The organism is Salmonella sp. NW1250 (assembly GCF_051812965.1).
Lineage (GTDB): Bacteria > Pseudomonadota > Gammaproteobacteria > Enterobacterales > Enterobacteriaceae > Salmonella > Salmonella enterica.
Window position 1 is genome coordinate 1 of the sequence record NZ_JAMNDD010000020.1, and the last position, 16,230, is coordinate 16,230.

The 16,230-nt window shown below is 49.0% G+C and carries 24 protein-coding genes and 1 pseudogene; 13 read left to right on the forward strand and 12 right to left on the reverse strand.

Annotated features, from left to right (window positions below; translation table 11 throughout):
* The first annotated feature begins 726 nt into the window (after positions 1-726).
* Positions 727-822 (forward strand): DinQ-like type I toxin DqlB, encoded by a 96-nt coding sequence (dqlB, locus tag NBA72_RS22955; protein ID WP_274611345.1) that lies wholly within the window; start codon positions 727-729, stop codon positions 820-822.
* Between the two features lie 49 nt (positions 823-871).
* Here dqlB and NBA72_RS22960 read toward each other — a convergent pair whose 3' ends face one another.
* The 4 genes from NBA72_RS22960 to NBA72_RS22975 are packed head-to-tail and all read right to left on the reverse strand — an operon-like array spanning position 872 to position 2,560.
* Entirely contained in the window at positions 872-1,282 is a 411-nt protein-coding gene (locus NBA72_RS22960; RefSeq protein WP_000254015.1) for a hypothetical protein, read from the reverse strand.
* Complete coding sequence (locus tag NBA72_RS22965; RefSeq protein ID WP_000863238.1) at positions 1,275-1,826, reverse strand: hypothetical protein; 552 nt, start codon at positions 1,824-1,826, stop codon at positions 1,275-1,277. Before NBA72_RS22965 ends, NBA72_RS22960 begins: the two co-directional genes overlap by 8 nt.
* 3 nt (positions 1,827-1,829) lie before the next feature.
* The gene (locus NBA72_RS22970; protein ID WP_225935018.1) at positions 1,830-2,087 is read right to left on the reverse strand and encodes a hypothetical protein; all 258 of its coding nucleotides are present in this window, start codon (positions 2,085-2,087) and stop codon (positions 1,830-1,832) included.
* 50 nt (positions 2,088-2,137) lie between these two features.
* Positions 2,138-2,560, reverse strand: a complete 423-nt coding sequence (locus NBA72_RS22975) for an antirestriction protein (protein ID WP_001642212.1) — start codon at positions 2,558-2,560, stop codon at positions 2,138-2,140.
* A 179-nt stretch (positions 2,561-2,739) separates the two neighbouring features.
* Here NBA72_RS22975 and NBA72_RS22980 point away from each other — a divergent pair, with 179 nt between their 5' ends.
* Complete coding sequence (locus NBA72_RS22980; protein WP_000174710.1) at positions 2,740-3,525, forward strand: SprT family zinc-dependent metalloprotease; 786 nt, start codon at positions 2,740-2,742, stop codon at positions 3,523-3,525.
* 70 nt (positions 3,526-3,595) lie between these two features.
* On the opposite strand, the pseudogene ssb reads toward NBA72_RS22980, so the two are convergent.
* The 3 genes and pseudogenes from ssb to NBA72_RS22995 form a co-directional block, all read right to left on the reverse strand.
* Positions 3,596-3,886: pseudogene (ssb, locus tag NBA72_RS22985) on the reverse strand (single-stranded DNA-binding protein); the annotation flags it as partial.
* A gap of 116 nt (positions 3,887-4,002) precedes the next feature.
* The gene (locus NBA72_RS22990) at positions 4,003-4,332 is read right to left on the reverse strand and encodes a TrfB-related DNA-binding protein (RefSeq protein WP_000101624.1); all 330 of its coding nucleotides are present in this window, start codon (positions 4,330-4,332) and stop codon (positions 4,003-4,005) included.
* A gap of 674 nt (positions 4,333-5,006) precedes the next feature.
* Positions 5,007-5,891 (reverse strand): replication protein RepA, encoded by an 885-nt coding sequence (locus NBA72_RS22995; protein ID WP_000807122.1) that lies wholly within the window; start codon positions 5,889-5,891, stop codon positions 5,007-5,009.
* A 139-nt stretch (positions 5,892-6,030) separates the two neighbouring features.
* On the opposite strand from NBA72_RS22995, the gene NBA72_RS23000 reads away from it, so the two are divergent.
* Together NBA72_RS23000 and NBA72_RS23005 are read left to right on the forward strand one after the other, a co-directional pair.
* A complete protein-coding gene (locus NBA72_RS23000; protein ID WP_000140165.1) occupies positions 6,031-6,363 on the forward strand; it encodes a hypothetical protein in 333 nt (110 codons plus the stop codon).
* A 165-nt stretch (positions 6,364-6,528) separates the two neighbouring features.
* Positions 6,529-7,137, forward strand: coding sequence for a recombinase family protein (locus NBA72_RS23005; RefSeq protein WP_000275218.1), 609 nt, complete (start codon positions 6,529-6,531; stop codon positions 7,135-7,137).
* Here the strand turns inward: NBA72_RS23005 and NBA72_RS23010 are convergent.
* From NBA72_RS23010 to NBA72_RS23030, 5 genes are all read right to left on the reverse strand, one after another.
* Complete coding sequence (locus NBA72_RS23010; protein ID WP_000138818.1) at positions 7,134-7,319, reverse strand: ribbon-helix-helix domain-containing protein; 186 nt, start codon at positions 7,317-7,319, stop codon at positions 7,134-7,136. The two genes, NBA72_RS23005 and NBA72_RS23010, sit on opposite strands and share 4 nt — an antisense overlap.
* A gap of 284 nt (positions 7,320-7,603) precedes the next feature.
* A complete protein-coding gene (locus NBA72_RS23015) occupies positions 7,604-7,912 on the reverse strand; it encodes a hypothetical protein (protein ID WP_000733764.1) in 309 nt (102 codons plus the stop codon).
* Between the two features lie 3 nt (positions 7,913-7,915).
* A complete protein-coding gene (locus NBA72_RS23020) occupies positions 7,916-8,254 on the reverse strand; it encodes a hypothetical protein (RefSeq protein ID WP_000040982.1) in 339 nt (112 codons plus the stop codon).
* Positions 8,251-8,601 carry a hypothetical protein gene (locus tag NBA72_RS23025; protein WP_000528713.1) on the reverse strand — a complete coding sequence of 117 codons (351 nt, stop codon included), beginning with the start codon at positions 8,599-8,601 and terminating at the stop codon, positions 8,251-8,253. Before NBA72_RS23025 ends, NBA72_RS23020 begins: the two co-directional genes overlap by 4 nt.
* 3 nt (positions 8,602-8,604) lie before the next feature.
* Positions 8,605-8,922 carry an H-NS family nucleoid-associated regulatory protein gene (locus NBA72_RS23030; protein WP_000960955.1) on the reverse strand — a complete coding sequence of 106 codons (318 nt, stop codon included), beginning with the start codon at positions 8,920-8,922 and terminating at the stop codon, positions 8,605-8,607.
* 99 nt (positions 8,923-9,021) lie between these two features.
* Between NBA72_RS23030 and NBA72_RS23035 the strand changes: the two genes are divergently transcribed.
* From NBA72_RS23035 to NBA72_RS23075, 9 genes are all read left to right on the forward strand, one after another.
* Positions 9,022-9,804, forward strand: coding sequence for a lytic transglycosylase domain-containing protein (locus NBA72_RS23035; protein ID WP_001642193.1), 783 nt, complete (start codon positions 9,022-9,024; stop codon positions 9,802-9,804).
* 246 nt (positions 9,805-10,050) lie between these two features.
* A complete protein-coding gene (locus NBA72_RS23040; protein WP_015060075.1) occupies positions 10,051-10,347 on the forward strand; it encodes a TrbC/VirB2 family protein in 297 nt (98 codons plus the stop codon).
* A 38-nt stretch (positions 10,348-10,385) separates the two neighbouring features.
* Complete coding sequence (locus tag NBA72_RS23045) at positions 10,386-10,703, forward strand: type IV secretion system protein VirB3 (RefSeq protein ID WP_000462629.1); 318 nt, start codon at positions 10,386-10,388, stop codon at positions 10,701-10,703.
* The gene (locus tag NBA72_RS23050; RefSeq protein ID WP_032493176.1) at positions 10,704-13,277 is read left to right on the forward strand and encodes a VirB4 family type IV secretion/conjugal transfer ATPase; all 2,574 of its coding nucleotides are present in this window, start codon (positions 10,704-10,706) and stop codon (positions 13,275-13,277) included.
* 15 nt (positions 13,278-13,292) lie between these two features.
* On the forward strand, positions 13,293-14,006 hold the full coding sequence (locus NBA72_RS23055) for a type IV secretion system protein (RefSeq protein ID WP_000644929.1): 714 nt from the start codon (positions 13,293-13,295) through the stop codon (positions 14,004-14,006).
* Between the two features lie 9 nt (positions 14,007-14,015).
* The gene (locus NBA72_RS23060; RefSeq protein WP_000858958.1) at positions 14,016-14,258 is read left to right on the forward strand and encodes an EexN family lipoprotein; all 243 of its coding nucleotides are present in this window, start codon (positions 14,016-14,018) and stop codon (positions 14,256-14,258) included.
* Positions 14,259-14,274: 16 nt separating this feature from the next.
* Positions 14,275-15,312: a type IV secretion system protein gene (locus NBA72_RS23065; protein WP_101972614.1), complete on the forward strand. Its 1,038-nt coding sequence runs from the start codon at positions 14,275-14,277 to the stop codon at positions 15,310-15,312.
* A gap of 76 nt (positions 15,313-15,388) precedes the next feature.
* Positions 15,389-15,520, forward strand: a complete 132-nt coding sequence (locus NBA72_RS23070) for a hypothetical protein (protein WP_032493177.1) — start codon at positions 15,389-15,391, stop codon at positions 15,518-15,520.
* Positions 15,521-15,530: 10 nt separating this feature from the next.
* Positions 15,531-16,226, forward strand: a complete 696-nt coding sequence (locus NBA72_RS23075; RefSeq protein WP_001208352.1) for a type IV secretion system protein — start codon at positions 15,531-15,533, stop codon at positions 16,224-16,226.
* The last annotated feature ends 4 nt before the right edge of the window (positions 16,227-16,230 follow it).

Sequence of the window (16,230 nt, forward strand, 5' to 3'; positions counted from 1 at the left end):
GCCCTGTCCCGGTGAGCGGGCTGGGCGGCGCTCTGCGACGCTCAGGGCGTGATTTCCGGGTCCGTGGTGGGTCAGCGCAGCTGACGCGCCCGGATGGGCTGTAAACGGGCTTACAGCGCCGCTGGTGACGTGGGCCGATACGATCAAATTTGCTGAACGACACCCGCAGCCGGCAGCAGCTGAGAAGCAGCTGCAGCTGGCGGGCGCCCATTTTGGGTTTTACGTTATTTCAGTGAGTTAGCGACAGCAGGCAGGAAAAACAGGCATTCAGTATTTTTGATGCGTCAGCGATGGAAGCCCGAAGGGGCGAGACAGCAAGGCTGGCTCGATGCGCAGCACAACGTAGCGGCCCGGAGGGCGACGCCCAGCGTGGAAAGGTAAACGACAGGCACAAAAAAACCCGACTGGTGAGATCGGGCTTTAATGTTTTGCCCCAGACTGAGGCGGGAACGACCAAACAATTGACAACGAAATATTACGTCATGGGTAGCGTAAATGCAAACGGCGCGGAATAGGGTATACTGCGCGGGTCAATCTGTTGACGTCCTCGCTCCAGCTCCCCGCTTATGCGGCATGAACGGATTAAAGTCCTGGTTGAAAAACAGGTGGTGCTGTTTCAATGCCCAGGCTGGAGCGGGAACGACCAAACAATTGACGTTGGGTAGTCGCTGTGACAGGCAATGTAAGGGCAATCAGCGACGTTCCGGCTCTGTATGGAGCAAACGGATGATTAACGTGTTAATCGTCGTTCTGCGGGCGGTAGTTGCGGTGTCTAACGCTGTGATAGCTGTTCTGGAACTGATTCGACAGTTTTTTGACTGATCGGAAACGTAAGTAAGGGTGGGGGGACCACTCCCCGCCCTTTAACAAATCAACGCTTATCTTTCCCGATTTCAACCAGCCTCTGCCATCTGGTCACTATCTTTTTCCAGTTGACTCTAACCGAGCCAAACAGTGATGCAAGGACCACCACAAAAAAGACAGGTACGGCAATTTTAAAATATACCATTGGCGAAAGAGCCTGATTCAGAGCATCTAGCACGTTTGCAATACTTCCCACTATTGGCCCCTGCGTTACAGGGTGCAACACGATAGCTAATACTTTGATCACCAGAAGCCCAAAACCACTGAATGCCAACACGAACACAGCTAAAAAAATGAGTACGGGGATATGGACACTAACCATGTGCATAACGGCAAGTAGCGAACTACGGACGGCTTCACGAATAAAGTTTGCAACAATGCGCCATAATCCCCTTGCGGCATAAAACAAACTAACCATTCTTTTCATTCTCCCTGTCAATCATCGCAACCCAGCATTTTGCACCATCATACTCGTTTCCACCTTCAGCAATAAAAACATGGCCGTCAGTGTCGATCGCTATCGCGCCAGGGCGCTCACACCCGGCATCACGCAGGCAATTTTTCCAGCCATAGGCTTTCCCTTCCCATATCAGTACCACGCCGCCATCATGCCCCGGCCACGCTTCACGGTAAGCAGCTGCTTCAGTAAGAAACCGTAAGCGGGCGAAAAAGCCGGATTGCTTCAGCTCTTTTGCGTCGGCCAGTTGTGGGAATTTTGCCCTGGTAAAACTGCCCGCGTCCGGCGCAGCCACCACGATTTCATCATCAATGACATTGCGCCGGATCTCTTTGCCATCCTCGATAATCTTTTTGCGGAACGAGTGCCGGAACACGGCAGAGTAAGCCCCGGATTCATTCACGAAAACGCACGTATCCCAGCGGTGATTGCCCTTACTACGAAACGCCCGGTAAACCTCGCGGCCATACTTGGCCGCATCCTCTTTTTTGAAGTCGAAAGCCATATGTCAGTCCTTTTTCTCAAATACCTGTATGTATTGCCCGCAGCTGGCGCAGCAGTATTCACCCAGCCAGCGGCCATCCTCATTCCAGTCATTACTCCCGCAGCGGCAGCGCACAACGCGGCGCTTGCCTTCCGGCACCTGGAAAGGGGGGAATATCGTTTCCTGAATGTCCGGCCAGAACCGCACGGATGCCACCCGGACCGCCTTTGGCTGGCCCGAATAGTCGTGATACCGAAACCAGACTTCATCTGTCGTAACCATCAGCATTTCTTCCTGAACGAGTAAGGCGGGCAAATGCCCGCCGCTCCTGGTTAATCTATTGCCCGAAAAATACGGCTCTGTGACTCCGGCGGGAGCGTTTCGGTAAAGTCCCGCAGCGTGTGATAGCGTTCGGCCATCGTCTCATTCACGCGCTGCCAGCCACGCTCAAACGCCACGCAGCAAAAGTGGCTGTAGGCATACAGCGCAACGATAATCCCGGCTTCTTTCGCGCTAACAGGTTCATCAAAATAGTTAGGAAGCGTGAGCTGGTAGCCATCCGGCGCGATGAACGCACACGCACCGTTTTCATAGGTGATGTACTCCCAGCAGCCGCCATCATAGCCAACTGCGTATTTTTTCATAAAGCTGCAAACGTAGTTTTCTGCCTGAAGATAAAATTCCGCGAACGCGTAAGGAAGGAAACGCATTTTCTGAGCGGGGCCATAGATTTTTGCGGTGACGGTATTAGCCATGATGTTTACTCCGAGGTTGCCGCTTTGGGCTGTGTTATCGGTGGCGGTATTGCCTCCCGATGAAATTAGTATCGTTCTTTTCGCCCACAAAGTCAATATTAGTAAATACAAATTTTGTTAGACTTTACTCTCTGTCAGCAGTATATTTTCTGTATTGCGCAATACAGAAGGAAGGCCACATGACATTGCCAACACCCGAAACTTACGAAGAACTCCAGCACGCTTACGATTTTTTTGATGAACGGCTTTTTAATAACGAGCTGCCGCCATGCCTGATCACCCTGCAACGTGAAAAGCGTACTTACGGCTATTGCTCGTTTCAGCGCTTCGCGGGCCGTGAGAACGGGGAAATGGTCGATGAAATAGCCATGAATCCGGTGTATTTCTCCATACGCACCATCAAGGCGACGTTATCTACCCTGGTGCATGAAATGGTTCACCAGTGGCAGTTTCATTTTGGCAAGGCCGGGAGACGTGGCTATCACAACAAAGAATGGGCCGCGCTAATGGAGCGGGTAGGGTTAATGCCATCGGATACCGGGCAACCCGGAGGGCGAAAAGTAGGCCAAAGCATGACGCACTACATCATCACCGGCGGCGCTTTTGACCGGGCGTGTGATGAACTGTTAACGCGCAATTTTCAGCTGTCCTGGATGGACCGCTTTCCTCCGTACCAGCCGAAGCCCGGAGCGCCGCAGTCACCCAGCGGAAAAGGTTACATCGATGATGAAGATGATGATGGTGAATACCCGCAGGACGACTACACCGACGAACCCGGCGAACTGGATGATGAAATCATCGAGGCAATGAAGTTTGTTTCACCGCCGCCAGAAACCCCGGTAAACAAGTCCAACCGCGCAAAATACACCTGCCCTGTGTGTCATGTGAATCTGTGGGGTAAGCCAGGTCTGGTCGTGTTCTGCGGCGGGGAGCATTGCGAGAAGGCCGAACTTCAACCCTCATAAGAAAAGCCCCTGACGGGGCTTTATTTTCATTACAGCGCGTGAATCGCATGGTTAGGGAAGGGAAGTGTGATCGGCGCGAATGGTCCTTATCCTGCCATTTGCGGGTACGCAGCTGGCCTTCAATGTATACCTGCGAACCTTTGCGGAGGTATTCGCCTGCAATCTCGGCCAGCTTGCCGAAGATAACCACCGTATGCCATTCCGTGACTTCTTTCTGCTCGCCAGTGGCTTTATCTCGCCATGATTCGGATGTGGCAAGGCGCAGATTAGCGACCGCACCGCCATTAGGCATATAGCGCATTTCGGGGTCCTGGCCTAAATTGCCAACGAGAATTACTTTGTTAACACCGCGTGAAGCCATAATTTATCCTCCTGATAATGGGAAGCTGTGAGCTTCCCGGAGAAATAATTATCGCAATTTGAAGGGTTATAGTCAATCTAAGTAAATTACATATTTACTATTATTTCTTATTCGGATTATTCAACTTTGCTCTGATTGATGGCGTACTTCTCTGCTTCCTTCAGCACCTTCAGGGCTAATTTTTCAGGTATCCACACATCAACCTTGCGTAGCTTTTCGCCCTCAATATCGACGGCTAACGACTGGTACAGATCCCAAATGCGCTTCACCGTGGAACCCACGTTCTGTTTGGTCCGTCCGACACGTTCGGCCACGTCTTTATTGCTTTCCCCTTTAACCAACACTGAATGACCGATTTCGGTCGATAAGTGGGTAAACGTCTGCATTGCGGGTAAGAGGCGATCCCATTCTTCCTGCGTCATGCTGCGGGTCTGTTTGCGGGCCATAGTCATTCCTGATTGATAACGATTAAGCCCATGATATAGCGGCCACCGCTAACGGTCAATGTTAGTAAATAATGATTTTACTCTATTGAACTAATGAGAAGGAGAGGGGGAGGCCGTCGCGGCAGCAACTGGCCTCCGGGTGAATCAGCGAAGGAAATGCTGATAGCTCTGGATTATAGCGAAAGTTATCGCATTTAAAAGAGAGTCCGCAACGCTCGCCGCAAGACCTGATTAGGGAGCCGCAGCGCGGCGAGTCTGTCAGGTCGAGGAAGCGTAATTTCCACTGTTGCTAAGTCGTACACCGGACGCGCCTTACTCACAGATAGGCTTTGTTAATTACAGGATATATGTACAGGTAGAAATTAAAGGAAAAACATAAAGGATCACCTTACAGGTTTAGGGGGGGGGGAATCTAACGTGGGCTAGGGGGGGTGATTTAACGTAGTTGAGGGGGGCGATTTAACGTAGCCAGGGGGGGTAATTTAACGCAGTTGAGGGGGGGTAATTTAACGTGGATAACTTGCTGAATAAACAGGGTTATTAACAGAAAAGTGTTTTTGTGGATAGATTGCAAATCCCGTCTGTGGGTATGTTGTGGTTATTCAGCTGAGGACGGGGTAGGTCGGGATATGTGGATAAAAAACCCCGGTATCAACCGGGGTGAATGTGTGAGTTCAAGACTGTTTATATGGAATTGGGGGAGGGGAACAATACAGCAGCAGGCCACCCTTAACCTGTTCGACCTTTGCCGCCGGATACACTGAAAGCACCTGTTTCAGCGCTGGCATGAATGCTCGTTTAAAATCCTTGTCGGCATTCTTCCCGCTGTACTCCTGGGCGAACTGCTCCCGCAGCTTCATCCAGTACAGCATGACCGGGCGGCCCTCGATGCGGTGGAGACGGTGAGCAAGCCACGCGTATATATCGAGCGCCAGCGCGGAACCTTTCAGCACATGTAACGCTCTGTTGTCGAGCGGAACGGCGCTGTCTATCAGGCCGTTATAATAGCCTTCGGACAGGGTGAGTGTTCCCGGCCATAGCGTGAGCTGCTTCGCGTCACCATCTTTGATCCAGGCGTCAAACTGTTCGACAGGCTGGCCGTTATAGGTCCGGCCCTTAAAGCCCAGCTGCAAACGACACGCGGCCAGCGCCTGCATTTGTGTACGCAGCGTTTTATGACGGGTTCCCTGTGAGTCCATCCCCATAAGGTGAAGAAACTCATTAGCGCTGTGGCCGATGGCGATTTCCCGCGTTTTGTTGCGCAGTGCATACGATGAAATCCAGGCGAACGTGAGTCGCGGCATAGCGCCATAGGGTAAAGGCTGCTCTACCGGGCCACTGCCTTCATCAATCCAGCCTGCCTGTACGACGAGCCAGGCATCACCAGAACGGCGCATAAACTCACGCCCTGCCACCTTAGAACGGGGCAAACCGACCTGGCACAGAATGGAGTGGGTGAATGCCATATCTTCACCCTGCGGCGGCTCCTGCCGGATTAACGCCGCTGTATCAATGGCTTTTTGTTGCCGTTTGGTTAGCTGTTTGCTTTCCTCTGCCATTGCAATTTTCCGTAGTAATGTAACGCTGAGAAAACACTAGCACGGTGATTTAGTAATTACCAGTAAAAAAAAGAATGACTATTATTTACTTTGTGCATTATTGACTGTACGGTAGTGTTAATTTCAACAGGAGGAAGCTATGACAGAACGCCAGCAGAATAGAAATATTTGTGTTGTGGGGAAGGTCAAAGACGGAATGACCATCGATACCTCAAAAATCAAAATCGAGGACGTGTCAGAAAGAGTTATCAGTATTGATGATAGCTTCAATACTGAGGATGCTACTTTGTCTCTGCGTACAGTAATGAGAAATGTTGCAACACGGATTTATCTACCATCAGTTTTAAAAGGCGCATGTCCAGCATTTGAAGCATGGGCAGATAAACGCTCGGTTGGTGAAAAGCTACCGCGTGGAAAGTATTTCAAATCGCGTGAATTTATCCGTCAGTTCAAGATCCAAAACTACCTCTGATTTTATATCGTGACTGTCACGCATAGCTGGTAGATAGCAACTATCAGCTATGTCTTATGAGTATACCCTTCTGTCACCCTCTGAATCCTTCCCCTCGCGCCTTAATGGCATAACTCTAATGACATAGGTTATAGTGACATAACCCTAATGACATAAGAGGCGGTCATGTACATATTTGGATACCTCCGGGCTTCTGCGCACGATCAGGATGCGTCACGCGCCCAGCAGAGGCTTAAAGCCTTTGCGCTTGAGCATAATCACCGGGTAGCCGGATGGTACGTTGAGAATGCGTCTGGCGCGTCCCTGCAACGCCCTGAGCTTATGCGCCTGCTAAGTGATGCTGAGAAGGGCGATCTTATCCTGATTGAGCAGGTAGACCGCCTTTCACGCCTGGATGATGAAGGCTGGCAGCAGCTGAAGCGAATGATGCAGGAAAAGAACCTGGCGATTATCAGTCTGGACCTGCCAACCAGCTACGCGGCGTTAATGCCCCACGGTAGCGATGAATTTACACGGAGTATGCTGACGGCCATCAATAGCATGATGCTTGATATGCTCGCGGCCATCGCCCGAAAAGACTATACAGATCGCCGCCGTCGCCAGCAGGAAGGCGTAAAGAAAGCCAAACAGAAGGGGGTTTATCGTGGCCGGATGCCCGACCAGAATAAGCATGACCTGATCCGTTCTTTGCGGCACCAGGGGAAATCTATCAGCGAGACGGCCAGACTCGCTGGCGTATCGGAACGGACGGTTACGCGGGTGAGCAAAAGTTAATTCTGGCTATCGACCTTTTTACCAGGAACGCCGTGTTTGACCAGCAAATCCTCTATAGCTTCATCGAGCAGGCGGCTTTTAGGTATCCGCGTTTTGGCCGCTAGCGCGTCAAACAATGGGACAAGTTGATTATCAAGGGACGAGGTGAAGCGTCGGCGATTTTTTAAATAGGGTTCGGTCATTACATCCGTTTCCACACAGTTACAGGTGCAAGCAGTGTATGTGGCTGTCAGATAGATTAAAGTGGTTTCAGATAGTGCCTATATAGTGCAAATATTCACCCTGAATACAGCACCAGGGCACTTACAAAAATAAAATATGCACGATTCAAGCTCATTTAAGTCGCCTTCATGGCGACTTTTTTATGCTCTTTAACAATATGATTATTGTGATAAACATGGATTGTGCAGCTCAATATCCATGTCTGGAGGAAGCGCTTCCGGGGCAAGCCCGGAAGCCTTGCTTATTAGCGGTGGGAGTAAAGACGCCAGGCTACACTGCCGGAACTGCCATCACAGATACGGCCAGCGAACACCGATCCCTGAGAGTATTTGACGCCGTTCAGGTAGCAGTAGCTGCTGTTCTGCGTTTGTTCTGAGCGAAAAGCTGACTCCTGCTGACTCAAGCGATGCTCGGCAGACTGGAGGCGAACGGAAAGCGCGTTGATTTGCTTCTGCTGATCGCTGATTCGATTTGAGAGTGCTACCGCGTCGTTCTGAGTGGCGCACCCGGAGAGCAGGGCGGCGGCAATGATAGCTGGGATTAGTTTCTTCATGTGTTACTCCTGAAATGAACGTCCGTATCGCTGAATAATCAGCTCCAGTGTGTTTTTGTTTTCTGAAATAGTGGTCATAGGACAGGTGCTTAGAAATACTTTACGAGCAGCAGCTGTCGCGCCGGGGTTGTAGTAGGGGGTGTAAATTCGTATCTCAAAGAAGCTCTGGCGGCCCATTACACAGTCAGGCCCTGATGTTGCCTCGTTACCTTGTAACTTTCCGGCCATACAGGTGAACGCGAGACACGGATCACCCTTAGTATTTCCCTCCGCAAAGGCGCTGGCGCTACTGAAGATGCAGTACATCAATAATATTTTTGCAACGGTTCTTAGCTTACTCATACGTTCCCTCTTATCCATTTGATACAGCTTGTTGAAATCACATTGATAACCAACAGCAATCCCATTAGGAACAACAGGTTATAAAACTCTGGCGCTCCCAAACGGCCCATAAACCACTCGACAAGAAACAGCACGATTGATAGTGTGGCGATCAACTTCAATAGCTTTCTTAACGCAGCGCTTACAAAAAACAAACAAATACAGCAACATGACTTAGAGTAGGTAAAGAGGTTGTTTTTGAGGGATAGGGCAGTCTTTTTGAACCACAGCAGTACCCCCCTTTTAGGCATTTTGTCTTTTTGGTTTCTTTCGCCTTTCAGCCTCTTAAACTCAATTACATTGCCCATCGTTCACTCCCTTTCTCGAATCTTCAGATCGTCCAAATCCACACCTTTTTCCAGCAGCTCAACTAACCATTTAGGACGACGGCCAACGCCAGTCCACGTATTAGCCGGGTTAGCCGGGTCACGGTATCGAGGGGATTTGGTATCCCGATCCACCACTGCACCAGGCAGCTTCATTTCATCCAGAAGATACCCATCACTCAATCGTTCCTGTAACCAGACAGGGCGCTTTCCGTACCCGCTCCAGGTGTTAAATGGATTCTCCGGGTCACGGTATACAGGCGTCCCTTTTGGTCGCTTCTCCGACTGCAAAGGAACAAGCATAGGTTTCTTCCCTTTAACGTCTTTTTCTCTTGACACGATTCTATTGGCCCTTATGATAAATAAAAGTCGTCAAAATTACAATTACACGGACATACAAAAATGAAAAAATCATGGTGCTTGATAGCGGTATGTATCTCCGGCCTTTCTTTTCAGGGGGGCGCTCACGCGGCTTCTGCCTCGGATACGATCGCCAGCCTTGCTGCCCGATGCGCACCAGACGTTTCACCGCTGACAATGGCCTATATCGTCGGCCATGAATCCGGGAACAACCCGTATTTTATTAACGTTAACCGTGGCGCAAACCTGAAACGCCAACCGCAAACCGAAGCTGAAGCGGTAGAAGTTGCCAACCGGCTAATCAAAAACCTCAAGAAAGATGAAAGCATCGATATGGGGCTTGCGATGATTAATTCTAACAATTTGAGTTCGTTAGGTATCACGGTTGAGCAGGTATTTAAACCCTGCATCAATCTCCGCGCCAGTCAGACCATTTTAAAAGACTGTTATAGTACGGCCCTGAAATCCAACCCGCCCGGCCAGATAGCATTAAGACACGCGCTGTCCTGCTACAACACCGGGTCGCAAGTGCGGGGGATTTCAAACGGGTATGTCACGAAAGTAATTAACGTGGCTAAACAGTCTGATTTAAAGATCCCTACGTTGCTACCTGATGGGCAGAACGAGGAAGCGGAGAGCCAGCCTGTGAGTGCGAAGGGCGCAACCTTTGAGGGTGAGCACGATGCGTTTACGGGTGAAAGTGATAGTGGTGGTGATGTGTTTTCGCAGGATAACACTGACGCGTTTCTGACCAAAGCAGAGCAAAAAGGGAGTGAGGTTATGAATGACAAAAATCTATCTCCTTTTGCAGTCTCAAATAATTGATTTATGCGAAGCCGGAAAAATACAGGAGGTTGTAATTGAAAGGATTTCACTAAAGCAGTGGTATCCCATATTTGACGTAAAGGATGAAAATTTGGGTGAGGTTCGTTGCTCCATTCGGTTGAATAAAGATCACGAACTTCGCACATGGGCAGACCTGAGACTCCTGACGGAGTTTCTTCTGGATAAGTGCAATGTCGGCGAGTGCCGATTGATATTGAAATCAACAAAGGAAAGGTAGAGGTATATATGGTTACTTTTTTCAAAAATAACGGGTTTGCGCTGCTGGTTGCGCTGTTATGTATCGCAGCGCCAGAACTGGCCCTCGCAGCTGGCGGGGCAGACACCGGGGCCAGTACAGGTAACAACATCAAGTCATGGCTGGATACCTGGATTCCTATCGCCTGTACTATCGGCGTGATCGTGTCGTTCCTCGTTTGGCTGTTCCATCTTATTTCCGCTGGTTTTATGTTCCGTCTCGCAATCGCAATGGTTGGCATTGGCTCCGCATCATATCTGGTATCCCTGACTGGTATCGGCAGCTGATTAATGGGGGGAGTACATCCCCCATTAAGTGAGGTTTTATGTTTGAAAATGGACAACGGCCATTATTTAAAGGTGCAACACGCGTCCCCCGGCTTGCTGGCGTTCCGCGTACTGTGGCGCTGGTTATCTTCATGATCTCGGCCACGCTGTTTATGACGTTACATTTATGGTCACTCCTTGTATTTGCGGTTCTGTGGTCAATTGCAGCAGCGCTAACTAAATACGACGACCGTATGTTTCGCATCCTTTCATTATGGCTACAGACTAAGTTTCGTAATGCACACGACACGCCATTTAAACAATGGAGTGGTTCAAGTTATTCCCCTGTGGATTACAAGAAAAAGGAGCTGAAATAAATGGTGGCATTGCTTAAACCTAAAACGTTCAGAGACGAGCCGAGCGTTAATGAAAAGTATTTGCAGCATAGCCAGCACCTTGATGATTATATTATCTCGATGCGTAATGGCGATCTGCTTGCATTCTTTAAAGTCGATGGCCGGACACATGACTGTGCCTCTGACCGTGAGCTGATTACATGGAACGATGATCTTAATACGTTGATTAAATCCTTCGGGACTGACCACGTAGAGGTCTGGTCACACGAGTATCATCACCAGTCTAAAGAGTATCCTGACTCTGAGTTTACTCAATTCTTCCCACGCTACCTGGATGAATACAACCGCCGCCTGCAAACGGGGTCTAACCAGATGGTTAATGACCTGTACCTGACGGTGCTTTATCGCCAGATAGGCGATAAGACGCAGAAGTTCCTGGCTAAGTTTGAGCGACCGTCAGCTGACGAGCTGGCTCAAATGCAGGCTGAAGCCTTCACCGGAATGGAAGAAGTCTGTGAGCAGATCATGGAGGGGATGAAGGGCTATGGCATCAAGCGCCTGGGTATTTATTACCGGGATAAAAACGGTGAGGAAATAGCGCTAACTGACGCTGAAGAAAAACAGTCGCTGCTTGAAGTAGACGAAGCAGATATTTTCGACGAACCGGTAATGCTCAACGTCGCTGATACCGTCCCGCCGACTGCTCACGCTTATTCTAAAGCGCTGGAGTTTCTTTATTTTCTGGTAAATCTGGAATGGTCCATTGTTCCTGTTTGCCGTGACCGTATCGGTTCTTACATCATGGAAAACCGTGTTGTCAGTTCTGTATGGGGGGATATTGTTCAGGTCAGAACGCTGGACAGCAATTTTTATACTACAGCTATCGAAATCCGTGATTACGAAAAAAACACGGAACCGGGTCAGTTTAATTTGCTGAAAGAAGCTGATTTTGAATATCTGCTGACTCAAACATTTTCTTGCATATCCGAGGCTTCAGCTAAAACGCTTCTGGAGCGCCAGGAGAAGTCCATGATGGAAACTGGCGACAGAAGCCAGTCCCAGCTTGAACAGTTGAATACAGCGCTGGATATGCTGCTTTCTAAAGAAATTGTGATGGGCTATCACCATGCCACTATTCACGTTTTCGATACCGATCAGCGAGCAGTGCAGCGCAAGGCCCGTAAAGCTAAAGTCATGCTAAGTCAGTGTGGCTTCGTGGGGGGCGGCGTAGGGCTGGCCTCTGAAGCGGCTTACTTTGCGAAGATTCCGGGTAATCAGAAATGGGCGCCACGCCCGACGCCGATTAACTCATGGAATTTCTTCCATTTCTCCCCGTACCATAATTTTATGCGCGGCAAACCGGACAATAATCCGTGGGGTCCGGCTGTGACGATGTTCCGCACCGCGAACGGTACACCGCTGTATTTTAACTTCCACGTCACCCCACTGGAAGAACGCTCAATCGGAAAGCGCCCGCTGGGGCATATGTTGCTTACAGGTACGTCTGGTGAAGGTAAAACTACGCTGCTGGATTTCCTGTTATGCCAGTGCATGAAGTTTAATCCGCGTATGTTCTGCTATGACCGTGACCGGGGAATGGAGCCGTTTATTCGCAGTGTCGGCGGCTACTATAAAGTTTTACAGCAGGGCGTAAAAACTAACTTCTCACCGCTCAAACAGAAAGGCACACCGCGTAATATTGCGACCACTAAAAATATTATGCGTGTCTGTGCTGAAATTACAAATAACGGCCCATTAGATAAAGATATGGGGATGGAACTCAATAAGGCTGTGGATGCTGTCATGGGCGAACACTCTTTAATCCCTGTTGAGGCCAGAGATATTACCCGACTGAAAGGGTACATCACGCACCCATATCTCAAAGACCTGATTAATGACTGGACGAATGACGGCCAATACGGCTGGCTTTTTGATAATGGTGAAGATGCGTTAGATCTCGATGCTCATGATATTTTCGGCTTCGACCTGACGGAGTTTATTGCTGCGGAAGGTGAGATTCCCAGCCCGGCCAGAACGCCATTGTTAATGTACTTGCTTTATCGTATTCGTAATTCAATTGACGGAAAGCGCCGTGTTATTCAGTGTTTCGATGAATTTCATGCTTATCTTGACGATCCTGTTTTAAAGCTGGAAATAAAGCGTGGCATTAAAACAGACCGTAAGAAAGATGCGATTTATTTGTTTTCCACGCAAGAGCCAAATGACGCGCTCGCAAGCAGCATTGGTAAAACGGTGATGTCGCAAACGCCATCAAAAATCTGCCTGCGCGATCCTGATGCCAGCCGTAAGGACTACTCCTTCCTGACCGATGCGGAGTTTGAAGTAATGTCCAAAATCCCTGAGCACTCGCGCCAGTTTTTGGTTAAGCAAGGGTCACAGTCAGCGCTCGCTACATTCAACCTGAATATCAACGGTAGTAATACGCCTGAACGGGATGAAATCGAGAAGAACAACATTATCAGCATCCTTTCCGGTGAGCCGCAAAATGCCGAGTTGGCCGAGGAATTGATAGGTAAATATGGTCCAGAACCCGAAAACTGGATCGAAGAATATTGGCGTCTTTGCCGTCATTAATTAGAGGATGATGTTATGAAAGCGAAGTTAATTGCTATTGCACTGGCTGGGCTGTTAGGTGCGGGAACCATTGGTACGGCTTCTGCTATAGAGGGTACTGGTGTTGTGGTCTACGATCCGACCAGCCTTGCTAAAACGCTTGAGGAAATGGCAAACCAGCTTGACCAACTGAAACAGCAGCTGGCTACCCAAAAAGCGACATATGAGAGCTTGGCAAAGACAACCAATATTGGGGATTTGCTGGACACATCAACAAGCAGCTTGGCTAATAACCTTCCTGACGACTGGAAGAAAGTTTATAGCGATGCCATGAACTCATCATCGTCCGTAACTGGTGATGTTCAAAGTATGGTTGGTGACTTTAATTCGGAAGTTGATGATATGAATCCTTCTGATGCAATTAAAGCTCTAAATAAAAAGTTGGCCGAGAAAGGAGCATATGACCGTGTTATAGCTGAAAAGGCATATAACAATCAGATGCAGGAATTAAGTGATATGCAAGCACTAACCGAGCAGATTTCCACAACTAAAGATGTAAAGGAAGTTGCTGATCTTCAGGCTCGCATTCAAACCGCGCAAGGCGCAATTCAGGGCGAGCAAGCGAAACTGAAGCTCATGAGTATGCTTCAGGAATCACAAGATAAGTTGTATGAAGCTCAAAGAGAACGCGCCGTAGGTAATTTTATTTATGGTTCTGATGGTGGTCATAACCCCGCTCCGTTGAAATAAGGTGATTATATGAAAACGACTTTAAAAGTAGCTTTAGTTTTTATCGGTGTTTCCGCTCTCGCTGGTTGTAAGCCTGAGCATGACAAAGATTGGTATAAGTCGCATGAGACAGAGCGAAAACAAATGCTTGTTGAATGCAAAAAGAACGCTGAATCCTTGCAGGATGCTGATTGTAAAAATGCAAGAGACGCAGAGACTGAACTTTTTGTTCATGGGAAAGATAACTCTCATAGCGTGCCGAAGTTAAACTAAATTTCAGGGTGTAGTTATGGCATTTAATACTGTTCAGCAGATATTTGACATAATTGATGATCTGATAAATATGATGGTTGATACCAACGTAACAACCATCATTGCAACCGTCACACCAACGGTTGCAATATTTTTGACCATCAAGTTTATGGCTCAAGGTGCATATTCCGCTCTTAGCCCCGGAGGGGGCGGGGAGGCGCTTGGGGATTTAATTACACAATATATGAAAGCGGCTGTTGTTTTGAGTTTTGCAACGGCTGGCGGGTTATATCAAACCGACCTTGTGCATTTGGCTTTAACCCTGCCTGATAATTTTGCTTCAATATTGGTGACTCAAAATAAAACCTCAATTACAGGGATGGCAGCCATTATTGATACTGGGGTAGACCAGTCTATAACGGCAATACAAACAGCGTTCGAAGGGGCTGGCATTAGCGCTAACGGCATAATGAGCGCAGTAATCGGACTCATTCTAATAGCAGCGACCGTAGTTCTTTGTGGGTTGGGTTCTGCCTTTATAATTATGGCTAAAGTGCTACTGGCTATAAGCCTGTGTTTAGGTCCAATAGCTATATTCTGTCTCCTGTGGAATCCAACAAAAGGCATATTTGCTAAGTGGATGGGGACCGTTATTAATTACAGCTTGGTCATAGTTCTTTTGGCTCTCGTATTTGGGTTGTTAATGAGCCTCTTTACAAAAATGATTTCCGGTCTTAACGGCAGCGAAGGCTTTGATGCCTTATCAACGGCTATTGGACTGGTCATTCTCACCATTGTTTCCGTCTATGTGTTGTTCCAGGTTCCAGCGGTAGCGTCGAATTTCGGTAGCGGTGTTTCTGCTGATATAGCTTCTGCGGCCCGCCATGCGGGCCACTCGATGAATACGATGGGTAATGTTGCCTCTAATGGGATTTTTGGTGGAGCGAAGCCTTCAGCAAGACCTTCAGCAGCTGGCGGCGGCGGTGGACAAAGCGCCAGCAGTAGCGGCAATGCAGGGGCTGGCGGTTCAGGTCTGACAGGAAAGGCGCGTGGTAGCCGGGGAAAAGCAGCATAAATAAACAAAAGTCGTTGAAATTGCAATTTCACGGATATAAGATAATAGAACGCAATGGACAAATGAGGTCGAAACTATGCGCGCAATCGTACTTTTAGGGGTGTTGTTGTTAGGGGCATGTTCCAGCAGTTTCAAGCCACCGCCGGAGCCGGACTGGAGCCACACTGTGCCAGTCAATAAAACGCTTCCAGTAGATACACAGGGATAAGGTGGTTGTTATGAGAGAGAAAAAGAAAGGGCTGACCAAAGAGGCCATCAAAGAGTTCAACGAAAGCCGTAAAGGGCTGGAAGTGGACGTTATGAACGAAGTGTTATCTTCACGCCGCACGGCGTGGATAGTCGCCGCGGTCGCATCCGTTGTAGCGGTTGTGGCAATCGGTAATGCTACCTTTGTGAATTACCGCTACAGCCAGCCAATACCGCCGTTCCTGTTGACGCTGAACCCCAGCAATCACGAGGTATCACAGGTTAAGCTGACGCGTGACGATGCCACCTATGGCGACGAAATTGATAAGTATTTCCTGACTCAATACGTTATCCACCGAGAATCCTACGATTTTTATTCCCTGCAAGTGGACTATGACGCCGTAGGTTTAATGTCCACGCCGAACGTGGCGGAAGCCTACCTTTCCCGGTTCAAGGGTAAGCAAGGGATTGATAAGGTCCTGGGTGACAGCGAGACAACGCGAGTAAGCATCAACTCAACCATTCTCGATAGAGAGCATGGCGTGGCGACCATTCGCTTTACGACCGTTCGCCGCTCTCGTAGCAATAACTTTGACGATCCACCGAAGCGCTGGATTGCCATCCTGGGCTACGAGTACAAATCGCTGGCTATGAACGCCTCGCAGCGCTACATCAACCCGCTCGGCTTCCGCGTCACCAGTTACCGCGTTAACCCTGAGTCGAACTGAGGAC

Bases quoted from the DNA above. Each gene is read 5' to 3' on its own strand.
- dqlB (WP_274611345.1), top strand. From the start codon at position 727: ATGATTAACGTGTTAATCGTCGTTCTGCGGGCGGTAGTTGCGGTGTCT.
- NBA72_RS22960 (WP_000254015.1), bottom strand. From the start codon at position 1,282: ATGGTTAGTTTGTTTTATGCCGCAAGGGGATTATGGCGCATTGTTGCA.
- NBA72_RS22965 (WP_000863238.1), bottom strand. From the start codon at position 1,826: ATGGCTTTCGACTTCAAAAAAGAGGATGCGGCCAAGTATGGCCGCGAG.
- NBA72_RS22970 (WP_225935018.1), bottom strand. From the start codon at position 2,087: ATGGTTACGACAGATGAAGTCTGGTTTCGGTATCACGACTATTCGGGC.
- NBA72_RS22975 (WP_001642212.1), bottom strand. From the start codon at position 2,560: ATGGCTAATACCGTCACCGCAAAAATCTATGGCCCCGCTCAGAAAATG.
- NBA72_RS22980 (WP_000174710.1), top strand. From the start codon at position 2,740: ATGACATTGCCAACACCCGAAACTTACGAAGAACTCCAGCACGCTTAC.
- NBA72_RS22990 (WP_000101624.1), bottom strand. From the start codon at position 4,332: ATGGCCCGCAAACAGACCCGCAGCATGACGCAGGAAGAATGGGATCGC.
- NBA72_RS22995 (WP_000807122.1), bottom strand. From the start codon at position 5,891: ATGGCAGAGGAAAGCAAACAGCTAACCAAACGGCAACAAAAAGCCATT.
- NBA72_RS23000 (WP_000140165.1), top strand. From the start codon at position 6,031: ATGACAGAACGCCAGCAGAATAGAAATATTTGTGTTGTGGGGAAGGTC.
- NBA72_RS23005 (WP_000275218.1), top strand. From the start codon at position 6,529: ATGTACATATTTGGATACCTCCGGGCTTCTGCGCACGATCAGGATGCG.
- NBA72_RS23010 (WP_000138818.1), bottom strand. From the start codon at position 7,319: ATGACCGAACCCTATTTAAAAAATCGCCGACGCTTCACCTCGTCCCTT.
- NBA72_RS23015 (WP_000733764.1), bottom strand. From the start codon at position 7,912: ATGAAGAAACTAATCCCAGCTATCATTGCCGCCGCCCTGCTCTCCGGG.
- NBA72_RS23020 (WP_000040982.1), bottom strand. From the start codon at position 8,254: ATGAGTAAGCTAAGAACCGTTGCAAAAATATTATTGATGTACTGCATC.
- NBA72_RS23025 (WP_000528713.1), bottom strand. From the start codon at position 8,601: ATGGGCAATGTAATTGAGTTTAAGAGGCTGAAAGGCGAAAGAAACCAA.
- NBA72_RS23030 (WP_000960955.1), bottom strand. From the start codon at position 8,922: ATGCTTGTTCCTTTGCAGTCGGAGAAGCGACCAAAAGGGACGCCTGTA.
- NBA72_RS23035 (WP_001642193.1), top strand. From the start codon at position 9,022: ATGAAAAAATCATGGTGCTTGATAGCGGTATGTATCTCCGGCCTTTCT.
- NBA72_RS23040 (WP_015060075.1), top strand. From the start codon at position 10,051: ATGGTTACTTTTTTCAAAAATAACGGGTTTGCGCTGCTGGTTGCGCTG.
- NBA72_RS23045 (WP_000462629.1), top strand. From the start codon at position 10,386: ATGTTTGAAAATGGACAACGGCCATTATTTAAAGGTGCAACACGCGTC.
- NBA72_RS23050 (WP_032493176.1), top strand. From the start codon at position 10,704: ATGGTGGCATTGCTTAAACCTAAAACGTTCAGAGACGAGCCGAGCGTT.
- NBA72_RS23055 (WP_000644929.1), top strand. From the start codon at position 13,293: ATGAAAGCGAAGTTAATTGCTATTGCACTGGCTGGGCTGTTAGGTGCG.
- NBA72_RS23060 (WP_000858958.1), top strand. From the start codon at position 14,016: ATGAAAACGACTTTAAAAGTAGCTTTAGTTTTTATCGGTGTTTCCGCT.
- NBA72_RS23065 (WP_101972614.1), top strand. From the start codon at position 14,275: ATGGCATTTAATACTGTTCAGCAGATATTTGACATAATTGATGATCTG.
- NBA72_RS23070 (WP_032493177.1), top strand. From the start codon at position 15,389: ATGCGCGCAATCGTACTTTTAGGGGTGTTGTTGTTAGGGGCATGTTCC.
- NBA72_RS23075 (WP_001208352.1), top strand. From the start codon at position 15,531: ATGAGAGAGAAAAAGAAAGGGCTGACCAAAGAGGCCATCAAAGAGTTC.